The organism is Achromobacter sp. LC458, assembly GCF_001005835.2.
GTDB lineage: Bacteria > Pseudomonadota > Gammaproteobacteria > Burkholderiales > Burkholderiaceae_B > Achromobacter > Achromobacter spanius_B.
Window position 1 is genome coordinate 175,841 of record NZ_LBHW02000005.1, and the last position, 10,941, is coordinate 186,781.

Below are 10,941 nucleotides of genomic sequence, written 5' to 3' on the forward strand. Positions count from 1 at the left end.
ATGCTCTCTCTGTTCCAGCGAAAACGGCCCGCGGTCGCTACCGCTCCGACGCCACCTCCCGCATCCGACCTCCCGAAAGGGTTGATGCGGCCCGAGTCGGCCGCATCGCTGCTGGCCACCCCGCGCCGGCAGAAACTGCTGGAGCACATCTGGCAGCGCACGTCGCTCTCACGTAAGCAGTTCGCCACCTTGTACCGGGCGCCACTGGAACGCTACGCCGAGCTGGTCCAGGCTTTCCCGGCTTCCGAGGCGCATCACCACGCTTACCCCGGCGGCATGCTGGATCACGGGTTGGAGATCGTCGCCTATGCGCTCAAGCTGCGGCAGTCCCATCTGCTGCCCATTGGCGCCAGTCCCGAAGACCAGGCGGCGCAGTCTGAAGCCTGGACTGCCGCAGTCGCTTATGCCGCGCTGCTGCACGACATCGGCAAGATCGCCGTCGATCTGCACGTCGAACTGTCCGACGGCTCGCTGTGGCACCCCTGGCACGGCCCGCTGCACCAGCCATACCGCTTCCGCTACCGCGACGATCGAGAATATCGGCTCCACAGCGCTGCGACAGGTTTGCTCTACCGCCAACTCCTCGACCGTGATGCCCTGGACTGGCTCAGTGGCTATCCCGACCTGTGGGGACCGCTGCTCTACGTCCTGGCCGGCCAGTACGAGCACGCCGGCGTGCTGGGCGAACTTGTCGTACAGGCCGACCGCGCTTCCGTGGCCCAAGAGTTGGGAGGCGATCCCGCGCGCGCTATGGCCGCCCCCAAGCACGCGCTGCAACGCAAGCTGCTGGACGGGTTGCGCTACCTGCTCAAGGAAGAGTTGAAGCTGAACCAGCCCGAAGCCTCCGATGGCTGGCTCACCGAGGACGCCTTGTGGCTGGTGAGCAAGACGGTTTCGGACAAGCTACGTGCGCACCTGCTGTCAGAGGGCATCGATGGCATCCCTACGAACAACACTGCGGTGTTCAACGTGCTTCAGGACCACGGCATATTGCAGCCGACGTCGGACGGGAAGGCGGTCTGGCGCGCGACCGTGACCAGTGCGACCGGCTGGTCCCACTCATTTACCCTGCTGCGTCTCGCTCCCGCGCTGATTTGGGAGTCTGGAGAGCGGCCAGCGCCCTTCGCAGGGGCAGTGGCAATCGACGGGACACCGGCAGACAACAATGCCGATGCCTTGGTGCCCTCGCCGGCAATGACGGCAAAGCCAGCCACCGACGATCAAAAGTCTCTTCCATGGGAGGGCGTCGACGCCGCAACTCCGGTTCACCCGCCTGCCGCACACGCCGCACCCGATGTCATGGAGGACCTGCTGGCGATGGTAGGAATCGGCGATTTGCTTGTTCCCCAACAGGACGCGGAAGCCGTCTCGGGCGACGCACCCGCCGCTGGCTTTCAAACGCCACCGTCAACCTCGATGGCGCCCGTGCCGTCATCAGCGCCGGTGCCCACGTCCTCGCCGGCGCAGCCATCGGGCGAGCACTTCATGGCGTGGCTGAAACAGGGTATCGCTACCCGCCGGCTGGTCATCAACGACGCGAAGGCGCTCGTGCATACGGTGGGCGACACGGCCTACCTGGTCAGCCCCGGGGTATTCCAACGCTACGCACAAGAACACCCCCAGGTCGGGACTCTGGCCAAGCAGGAGAACCAGCAGGATTGGCAATGGGTACAAAAGCGCTTCGAGCGCCTGCAACTGCATCGCAAAAAGCCCAGGGGCCTGAACATCTGGACGTGCGATGTCACAGGCCCCAGGAAGTCCCGCCGCCTGTATGGCTATCTATTGCACGATGTTCGGCTCCTGTTCGCAGAGCCACCACCGAACAATCCTTACTTGTCACTTCTCGCGTAACCGGCGGCTCAAGAGCCGTCCAAAAATGCGACGCGGCGGACCAATCCGCAACGGCGCGAATCAGAACGTCGATATCGCTTGACCTCAAGTTTTGAGGCTTTGTAATGCCGCCGAGGTCGGTTTGCGCGCGCGTTCTGCGACGAGACGAGAAGCCGACAACCAACGGGATTCGATCTCTGCCGCATCTGTCGTTCATGGTCTTGCGCTGCCAAGAAAGCAGCGTCAGGGGACAGCGTGCAGCGCGATCGCGCTCGCTTTATTCGCTTTACGACCTGACCACGGAACCTGCTCAGATGACGACTTCCAGCTCCGATCCTCGCGGCGTGCGCCTGCTTTGGATACTGATCTCCCTCAGCGCGATGGCGCTCGCAGGTTGTAAAGAGAACGCCGGAGCTGGCGCCGGAGGCCATCCACCGCCGCCGCAAGTCAGCGTCGCGCAGGTCGAGATCAAGCCCATCACGTAATGGGACGAATACAACGGACGCATCGAAGCCATCGAGAGCGTCGAGCTGCGCCCACGGGTGTCTGGCTACGTCGAGCGGGTCGCCTATCGCGAAGGAGACGAGGTCAAGAAGGGCGATGTGCTCTTCATGATCGATGCCCGAAGCTACCGCGCGGAACTGGCCCGGGCCCAGGCGCAATTGACCCGGGCGCGCAGCGAAGCCGGCCGCAGCAGAAGCGAGGCGCAACGTGCCAAGGTGCTGGTCGAGCAGCAGGCTGTCTCCACCGAGGCCTGGGAGCAGCGCCGCGCCGCTGACGAGTCCGCGCAGGCTGAGGTGCAGGCCGCGCAGGCTGCGGTGGAGACGGCGCAGTTGAACCTGGAGAGGACCCAAGTGCGCTCGCCCATCAACGGGCGCGCCAGCCGTGCCCGCTTTACCGCAGGCAACCTGGTGGCCGCCAGCGATGCAGCCAGTGTGCTAACCACCATCGTGTTCCAGGACAGGGTCTATACCTACTTTGAGGCCGATGAGAAGGCGTTCCTGCGCTACTCGCGCATGGCGCGCAAGGGAGAGCGCCCCAGCGAGCGAGGCGGCCAGCTGCCGGTCCAGATCGCCCTGGCGGACAAGGCGGACTTCTCTCACACCGGCACGGTGGACTTCCTCGACAACCAGGTGGACCGGGGCAGCGGCACGATCGCCGTGCGCGCGGTGCTGGACAACAAGGATCGCGTTTTCACGCCGGGCCTCTATACCCGCGTGCGACTGGTCGGCAGCGGCGAATTCTCGGCCGTGTTGATCGACGACAAGGCGGTGCTGACCGACCACGACCGTAACTACGTCTACATCGTAGACAAGGATGGACTGGCGCAGCGACGTGATGTGAAACTGGGTGGCAGTTCCCATTGGCTGCGCATCGTGCGAGGGGGGCTGGCGGCGGGCGACCGCGTGATCGTCAACGGCGCGCAGAAGGTGTTCTTGCCGGGCATGCCTGTGCAGGCCACGGCGGTGCCCATGGTGGCTGCTGCGGCGCCCGCGTCCGCCACCAAATGAAGCACCACGCCGGAGCGCGCCACCGATCGGACGTATCACACAACGAGCGGCGCGGCGCGCTTCCCCCTGGACTCCTTTCAAGGTATTAGCCCATGGACCTCTCCAAGTTCTTCATGGACAGGCCGATCTTCGCGGCTGTGCTGTCGATCGTCATCTTCGTCTCGGGCCTGCTCGCGATCCCGGCGCTGCCGATCAGCGAATATCCCAAGGTCGTGGTGCGCGCCGTGTATCCGGGCGCCAACCCCAAGGTGATTGCCGAGACCGTGGCGACACCCCTGGAGGAGCAGATCAACGGCGTCGAAGGCATGATGTACATCAAGTCTGTCGCCGGCTCCGACGGCGTGCTGGTGACCACGGTCACCTTCCGTTCTGGCATCAACGCCGATGACGCGACGGTGCGGGTACAAAACCGCGTCGCCCAGGCTCAGGCCCGGCTGCCCGCGATGTGGTGCGCCAGGGCATCACCGTCCAAAAGCAGTCCCCCGCCTTCCTGATGGTGGTGCACCTGACATCGCCCGATAAGCAGTACGACACGCTGTACCTTCGCAACTACGCCCGGCTGCACGTCAAGGACAGTTGCACATCGAGCCGCGCAAGACCGACAACGAGTAGTCCTGTCCCAAGCAGTCGGGCGTCCCGGCGTGCCGCCGTCGCGCTGTCGTGCTGCGCATTGAGCCTCGCTGCGCGAGTCTCGCCCCTGTCGGGCTTCCATCGCTGGCGCCTCCGGCCCGGCTCGCTGATCCGTGCCTGCGCGCTCCGCTTGCCGAAAACCGGCGTGCGTGGGTGGCGTGAGGGGGCGGTCTTGCTGTGTCCCTTCGCCGACGACCACGCCGCGCAGGAAGCCACGTTCTATGGTGCGCCGGAATGGCAGCGCAGCCCGTCCAAGCTGCGCGAGCGCCTGACCGAGCGCGAAATCGACGCCACGCACGCACTGGTGCGCTTCGTCGGGCTGGACACCTACCGGCAGGCAGGCGGCGGCATCCGGCGTGACCTGTTCGCGGAAGACGATGCCGGAACCTACCTCACCGATACCGCAGTGCTGGAAACGCTCGTGCGCGACAAGCTGCAACGCTGGCCTAGGACGTGCGCGCCGAGGGCTGGGCATGGGTGGAGGCCGTGCCGCATCTGGCCTACGAGGAACGGCAGGCGTTCCAGAACGCCCCGCACCACCGCCGCGAGCCGACCAGCCGCGAGGCCCGCCGCATCGCCTCCCTGGAAACCGCCTCGAAAAGATCGACGCCGAACTGGAAGAAGCCTGCGACGCCGAGGACGAGGCCAAGGCCGAGAAGCTGGAACAGCGGCGCGATCAGGTGGTCGGAGAACTGCAAGACGCGGAGAATGCCTTGCAAGGCTACGCCCCCGAAGTGCGCGAGGTGGCCGGTGCCATCGTCACCATCGACCGCAACGGCGAGGCTGTTATTCATCGCGGCCTGCTGCGCGAAGCCGAGGCCAAGGCGCTGCGCACGCTGGAAAAGCTGCGGCGCGGCTTCGGCAGCACCGAAGGCGAAGCCGCCAACGAGGAGCACGAGGACGCCGACGACCCGCCCAAGGCCGCGAGCCTGTCCGACCAGCTGGCGCAGCGGTTGAGCGCCCACCGCACGGCGGCGCTGCAAATCGAAGTGGCCCGGCATCCGCACGTCGCGCTGGCCGCGCTGGTGCATGGCATGGTGCAGAAGGTTTTGCAGGACAGCTACCACGGCCACGACCTGCCGCTGGGCGTGAGCCTGAAAGTGCAAGACCGGCTGGAAGGCATGGCCCCGGACTGGCCGGAGTCGCCCGCCGCTGTGGCGCTGCGCGAACTGCAACAGGTAGCCGGGGAAGCCTTGCCGGAGGACAGCGCCGAACTGTTCGCCGCGCTGCTGGCGAAGTCGCAAGACGAACTGGTGCGGCTGCTGGCCGTGTGCGTGGCTTCCACGGTGGACGTGGTGACGCCCCGTGCCACGCCGCACCAGCCCGGCGCAGAACTGGCGCAGGCCGTGGGCCTCGACATGGCCGCATGGTGGAAGCCGACCGCAGAAGGCTACTTCAAGCACGTTTCCAAGGCCGTGATTCTGGATGCCGTGGGCGCGTTTGCACCGGAATTCGTCACCCGGCTGGCGAAGCTCAAGAAGGCCGACATTGCCAGCGAGGCCGAGCGGCTGGCCGATGGCACCGGCTGGATGCCCGCCATCTTCAAGGCCGAAGGCCCGCAGGAGGCCGCGCAGGAAGAAGGCCCGGAGCAGGACGCCCCGGAGGATACCGAGGCAATGGCGGATGAACCCGCCGAGGCACTGGCCGCTTGACTCGCGCCGAAGGCAAGCGCCCCGGCCTCGACCGGGGCGCTTCGCTTTGTGTGGTGGCGCATCGAGACGAAGGAATAACCGCGATCAGCACCGCGCCCAGGCCGTTCCGCCCTGGGCGCGGTGGACGCGAAATCCGGGTGCGACAGTGGCCGCGCCCGGTGTTCAAGGCCAATAGCCGAATTAAAACGCCGCCGCCTTCGCGCTGGCTCAGGCGGCGGCGTTGAAGGCATCGCTGTAGTGCGCGATGCCTTCCGGCACTGTCCCATGCAGGGCCAGCGCCATGAAATAGCCGGGCGGCACGCCCGGCAGTTGCAAGCCCGCATGGGCCTGGAAGCCAAAGCGCGTGTAGTACGTTGGATCTCCCAGCAGCACGCAGCCTGCGGCCTGCATAGCCCGCAGTTCAGACAGCGCCTGTTCCATCAGGCGCGAACCGATGCCTCGCCCCTGCCTTGGCGGCAGGACGGAGATCGGCCCCAACCCATACCAGCCCTCGGTCTTTCGCCTGTGCTCATGGGTGATCGTTACTGGCGACAGCGCGACGTGACCGACGACGCGCCCATGTTCTTCGGCCACGATGGAAAGCGTCAGTTCGTTGGCGGCACGCAAGGCGCGCACGATGAATTGCTCGGTGTGGCTGGTGTGTGGTGCATCAGCGAAGGCGGCGGTCGTGACCGCTTCGATGGCGGCAATGTCGTCGGCGGTTTCGTGTCGGAGCTGGATGGTCAGGGTGTGCCACATGAGATTCAGACGCCCATCGCCATGACCCAGCCCACCAGCCCGGCTAACAGCACCACGAGCGCCGGCGGCACGCGCCCCACCGTCAGCAGTCCGAACGAGAGCAGCGCCAGCCCAAAATCCGCCTTGCTGTGGATGGCACTCGTCCATACCGGGTCATAGAGGGCGGACACCAGAATACCGACCACGCCGGCGTTGATGCCGGCCATGGCCGTCTGGATGCCCGCGCGGTGGCGCAGCCCTTCCCAGAACGGCAGTGCACCGACCAGCATGAAAAAAGCGGGGAGGAAGATCGTGCCCAGGAGTGCCAGCCCGCCGATCCAGCCATGCAGCGGTCCGTGGGCGACCGCGCCGAGGTAGGCCGAGAAAGTGAACAGCGGCCCCGGCACGGCCTGCGCCGCACCGTAGCCGGCCAGGAAGTCGGCATTGCTCACGACGCCGCTGGGCACCACCGAGGCCTGCAGCAGCGGCAGCACAACGTGTCCACCGCCGAAGACCAGTGCACCGGAGCGGTACACCCCTTCCAGCAGGGCTATCGTGGACGAGTCCGTGGCTGCCGCCCACAGGGGCAGCCCGACGAGCGGTGCGGCAAACAGCAGCAGCGCCACGATGCCCAGCTTGCGCGAGACGGGGTAGCTGTGGGCGTGGCCGCCGCCGGGTTGCGCGATCTTCAATGTCCACCAGCCCAGCAGCCCTGCCACCGCGATGGCGGCAAGCTGTCCCGCGGCCGAGGGCAGGACCATGGTCAGCAGCGCCGCCAGAATGGCCAGCGCGGCGCGCGGCCGGTCCGGGCACAACGACTTGGCCATCCCCCAGACCGCTTGCGCCACGATGGCCACGGCGACGACCTTGAGCCCGTGCACCCAGCCGGACTGGGCCAGCCCCTGGTACTCGGCGATGCCAAAGGCGAACAGGATCAGCGCAATCGCCGATGGCAAGGTGAATCCGGCCCAGGCCGCCAGCAGCCCCAGCCAGCCCGCGCGGCCCAACCCCAGCGCCATACCGACCTGGCTGCTGGCCGGCCCCGGCAGGAACTGGCACAGGGCGACCAGATCGGAGTAGCTGCGGTCATCCAGCCAGCGGCGACGCTCGACGAACTCCGAGCGGAAATAGCCCAGATGCGCGATCGGCCCGCCGAAGGAGGTCAGCCCCAGCTTGAGGAAGGCGCCGAAGACTTCGACGGGTGAGCCGCGCGCGGCAGCGGCCTCATGCTGCAAGGTGTTGGTGGAATCTGTCATTTGTGCATCGCCTCCCCGGTGAACTCCCGGATGCGGTCCTTGGCCAGCGCCAAGCCTTCCTTGCCCTTGGGCGTGATCGTGTAGAGCTTGCGCACGGTGCGCCCTTCACGCTCCTGGCGGGAGACGAGGTAGCCGTCGCGCTCCATCTTGTGCAGCATCGGGTACAGCGTTCCGGGGGAGAGGCGGTAGCCGTGGTGGGCCAGCTCGTCGATCATCCATTGCCCGTAGATCTCCTGCTCGGCTGCGTGGTGCAGCACATGCAGGCGGATCAGCCCCGACAGCAGGTCGTGGTGCTCCATGGCACGTGGAGTAGGTTTCTCTTTCATATCGAATATCGATAACGAAATTCGATAATACCAGCCTCACTTCAGATTGCCTGCCGCTTGTGCGGGAGGTCTCAGACCCTGCGACCCTCCGCATCCACCACGGCTTCGCCGTCTTCCTTGCGGAACGCGCCGCGCTGCGGCTGCGGCAGGATGTCCAGCACGGCCTCTGAGGGCCGGCACAGGCGCGTGCCCAGCGGGGTCACCACGATGGGCCGGTTGATGAGGATGGGGTGCTGGAGCATGAAGCCAATCAACTGCTCGTCACCCCACTTCGGGTCATCGAGGCCCAATTCCGCATAGGGCGTACCCTTCTCACGCAGCACGGCGCGCATTGGCGCGCCCATGTCCGTGATCAGGCGTTGCAGCGTTTCGCGGTCAGGCGGTGTCTTCAGGTATTCGATAACGTTCGGCTCTTCGCCGCTGTTGCGGATCAGAGCCAGCACGTTGCGCGACGTGCCGCAGGTGGGGTTGTGGTAAATGGTGATGTTGCTCATGAGTCGTGTCTTGGTTATCCGCGGGCAGGGTTCGGGCCGCACTCATACCAGCCCTTGCTTTGGTTGACGATCCGAACGACCAGTAGCATGACTGGCACCTCGATCAGCACGCCGACCACGGTGGCCAGCGCGGCGCCGGACTGGAAGCCGAACAGGCTGATGGCGGCGGCTACGGCAAGCTCGAAGAAGTTGCTGGCGCCGATCAGCGCCGAAGGACAAGCGATGCTGTGCTGCTCGCCCGCCTTGCGGTTGAGCCAGTAGGCCAGGCCGGAGTTGAAGAACACCTGGATCAGGATCGGAACGGCCAGCATGGCGATGACCAGTGGCTGGCGGATGATGGCCTCGCCCTGGAAGGCGAACAGCAGCACCAGCGTGAGCAGCAGCGCCGCGATGGACAGCGGCCCGATGCGCTCCAGCGCCCGGTCGAAGGCGGCTTGGCCCTTGCTCAGCAGGGCGCGGCGCCAGAACTGGGCCAGGATGACGGGAATCACGATGTACAGGCCGACCGATACCAGCAGCGTGGCCCACGGCACCGTGATGGACGATAGGCCCAGCAGCAGGCCGACGATGGGCGCGAAGGCGAACACCATGATGGTGTCGTTCAGCGCGACCTGCGACAGCGTGAACACAGGATCGCCCCCGGTCAGCCGGCTCCAGACGAACACCATGGCTGTGCAAGGTGCGGCGGCCAGCAAGATCAGGCCCGCGACATAGCTGTCGAGCTGGTCGGCGGGGAGCCACTGCGCGAAGACCTGGCGGATGAAGATCCACGCCAGCAACGCCATCGAGAATGGTTTGACGGCCCAGTTGATGAACAGCGTCACGCCGATGCCGCGCCAGTGCTGCTTGACCTGGCCGAGAGCGCCGAAGTCCACCTTGAGCAGCATGGGAATGATCATCACCCAGATCAGCAGGCCCACGGGCAGGTTGACCTGAGCCACTTCCGTGCGGCCGATGGCCTGGAACACGCCCGGCGCGAACTGGCCGAGCGCGATACCGGCGACGATGCACAGCAGCACCCACACGCTCAGGTAGCGCTCGAAGACGCTCATGGTGGGGGCGGCCGGCACGCGGCCGGCCGTTTGGGTTCCAACACTCATCGCGCCAACCTCACTTCGTACCAATGCTGCGCAGCTCGTGCTGCAGCGACATGGCATCCAGGCGCTGAATCGGCAGCGACAGGAACAATTCGATGCGTCGGCGCAGCGTCAGCGCCGCATCCGTGAACGCCTTGCGCTTCTGCTCGTCGGTGCCTTCAACGGCTGCAGGATCAGGCACACCCCAATGCGCCGACATCGGGCGCCCCGGCCACACGGGGCAGACCTCGCCGGCGGCGTTGTCGCAGACCGTGAAGATGAAATCCAGCTCCGGCGCACCGGGCGCCGCGAACTCGTCCCAGTTCTTGCTGCGGTAGCCGGCGGTCGGCATGTGCAGCCGCTCCAGCGTGGCGAGCGCCAGTGGGTGGACTTCGCCCTTGGGGTGGCTGCCCGCCGAGTAGGCGCGAAAGCGCCCCTGGCCCAATTCATTGAGGATGCCTTCGGCCAGGATGGAGCGGGCCGAGTTACCCGTGCAGATGAACAGGGCGTTGTAGGTCTTGTCGGTGGTCATGGGTATCTCACATCAGCAGCAGGAGGAAGCCGGCTTCACCGCAACGCCCACCGGCTTGCCGCGCACCGGGGTACAGCACGCTGCGGCGGAAGTCGCTGCAGGCGCCGCTTCGTTAAAGACCGGAATGTTGCCCAGCGTGTGGAAGTGCTCCCAGGCCACGCCCTGCGGATCGGTGATCCAGTGCTTCTCGCTGCGCGCGTAGCAGCAGGTCGTGGTGCCCTCGTCCAGCAGCGTCATGTCGGCCGCCTCGGCGCGGGCCTTCAGCACCGCCAATTCCTCGGCATCGTCGGTCTGGATACCCAGGTGGTCGATGCCCGGCTTGTTGCCACGTGTGGAGATGGCGAAGTTGACCGGCGGGTCTTCGAGCATCCATTTGGCGTAGTCGCCTTCGACGCGCGCGGGCTGCGCGGCGAACAGTTGGGAATAGAAGCCGATGCTGCGGTTCAGGTCATCGACGTGCAGGTGGACGTGAAAGCGCTTCATGGGGGTGATCCTTTCAGCAGGAAGTACAGGCAGAGGAGGATTCGGTGACCTCGCACGCGCCGCCCTGGCAGCAGTGCTCGGTCAGATAGCCGAGCAGCCCATTCATCTGGGTGAAGTCGGCGCGGTAGATCAGGTTGCGGCCCTGCTGCTCGATGGTGACCAGGCCGGCATGGGCCAGTTCTTTCAGGTGGAAGGACAGGGAGTTGCGGGCCACGTCGAGCTGGTCGGCGAGGACGCTGGGTGTCAGCCCTTCGGGGCCGGCGACCACCAGGGCGCGGAACACGCGCAGCCGCTGGGTATGGGCCAGGGCGCCGAGGGCGGAAATGGCTTGGGTCTCGTTCATGATTCGATAATACAACATTTATTGAATCATTGGCAAAACGCTTCAATTGAATGGAGCCTGCGCGCTTGCGAGGCTTGACTTTCAAGACAGT

Annotated in this window: 9 protein-coding genes and 3 pseudogenes; 4 read left to right on the forward strand and 8 right to left on the reverse strand. The window is 65.9% G+C overall.

The features are described from left to right. From mobH to YH64_RS06590, 4 genes and pseudogenes are all read left to right on the forward strand, one after another. The gene (gene mobH / locus YH64_RS06575) at window positions 1-1,851 is read left to right on the forward strand and encodes a MobH family relaxase (RefSeq protein WP_023657325.1); all 1,851 of its coding nucleotides are present in this window, start codon (window positions 1-3) and stop codon (window positions 1,849-1,851) included. Window positions 1,852-2,144: 293 nt separating this feature from the next. Next, a pseudogene (locus tag YH64_RS06580) lies at window positions 2,145-3,341 on the forward strand (efflux RND transporter periplasmic adaptor subunit). 92 nt (window positions 3,342-3,433) lie between these two features. Then, window positions 3,434-3,915: pseudogene (locus YH64_RS06585) on the forward strand (efflux RND transporter permease subunit); the annotation flags it as partial. Between the two features lie 243 nt (window positions 3,916-4,158). Further along, window positions 4,159-5,623, forward strand: a pseudogene (locus YH64_RS06590) (chromosome partitioning protein ParB); the annotation flags it as partial. 207 nt (window positions 5,624-5,830) lie between these two features. Here the strand turns inward: YH64_RS06590 and YH64_RS06595 are convergent. The 8 genes from YH64_RS06595 to YH64_RS06630 all read right to left on the reverse strand — a co-directional run bounded on the left by YH64_RS06595 (window position 5,831) and on the right by YH64_RS06630 (window position 10,850). After that, on the reverse strand, window positions 5,831-6,361 hold the full coding sequence (locus YH64_RS06595) for a GNAT family N-acetyltransferase (RefSeq protein WP_003107230.1): 531 nt from the start codon (window positions 6,359-6,361) through the stop codon (window positions 5,831-5,833). Window positions 6,362-6,366: 5 nt separating this feature from the next. Then, the gene (chrA, locus tag YH64_RS06600; protein WP_003107233.1) at window positions 6,367-7,596 is read right to left on the reverse strand and encodes a chromate efflux transporter; all 1,230 of its coding nucleotides are present in this window, start codon (window positions 7,594-7,596) and stop codon (window positions 6,367-6,369) included. After that, the gene (locus YH64_RS06605; RefSeq protein ID WP_003107234.1) at window positions 7,593-7,895 is read right to left on the reverse strand and encodes a PadR family transcriptional regulator; all 303 of its coding nucleotides are present in this window, start codon (window positions 7,893-7,895) and stop codon (window positions 7,593-7,595) included. Before YH64_RS06605 ends, chrA begins: the two co-directional genes overlap by 4 nt. A gap of 98 nt (window positions 7,896-7,993) precedes the next feature. Continuing rightward, a complete protein-coding gene (arsC, locus tag YH64_RS06610; RefSeq protein WP_003107236.1) occupies window positions 7,994-8,416 on the reverse strand; it encodes an arsenate reductase (glutaredoxin) in 423 nt (140 codons plus the stop codon). 14 nt (window positions 8,417-8,430) lie between these two features. Continuing rightward, window positions 8,431-9,516, reverse strand: a complete 1,086-nt coding sequence (gene arsB / locus YH64_RS06615) for an ACR3 family arsenite efflux transporter (RefSeq protein WP_003109696.1) — start codon at window positions 9,514-9,516, stop codon at window positions 8,431-8,433. A gap of 10 nt (window positions 9,517-9,526) precedes the next feature. Then, on the reverse strand, window positions 9,527-10,024 hold the full coding sequence (locus YH64_RS06620) for an arsenate reductase ArsC (RefSeq protein ID WP_003107241.1): 498 nt from the start codon (window positions 10,022-10,024) through the stop codon (window positions 9,527-9,529). A 12-nt stretch (window positions 10,025-10,036) separates the two neighbouring features. Next, on the reverse strand, window positions 10,037-10,507 hold the full coding sequence (locus YH64_RS06625) for an ArsI/CadI family heavy metal resistance metalloenzyme (RefSeq protein ID WP_003107243.1): 471 nt from the start codon (window positions 10,505-10,507) through the stop codon (window positions 10,037-10,039). 13 nt (window positions 10,508-10,520) lie between these two features. After that, on the reverse strand, window positions 10,521-10,850 hold the full coding sequence (locus YH64_RS06630; RefSeq protein ID WP_003116799.1) for a helix-turn-helix transcriptional regulator: 330 nt from the start codon (window positions 10,848-10,850) through the stop codon (window positions 10,521-10,523). Between the last annotated feature and the right edge of the window lie 91 nt (window positions 10,851-10,941).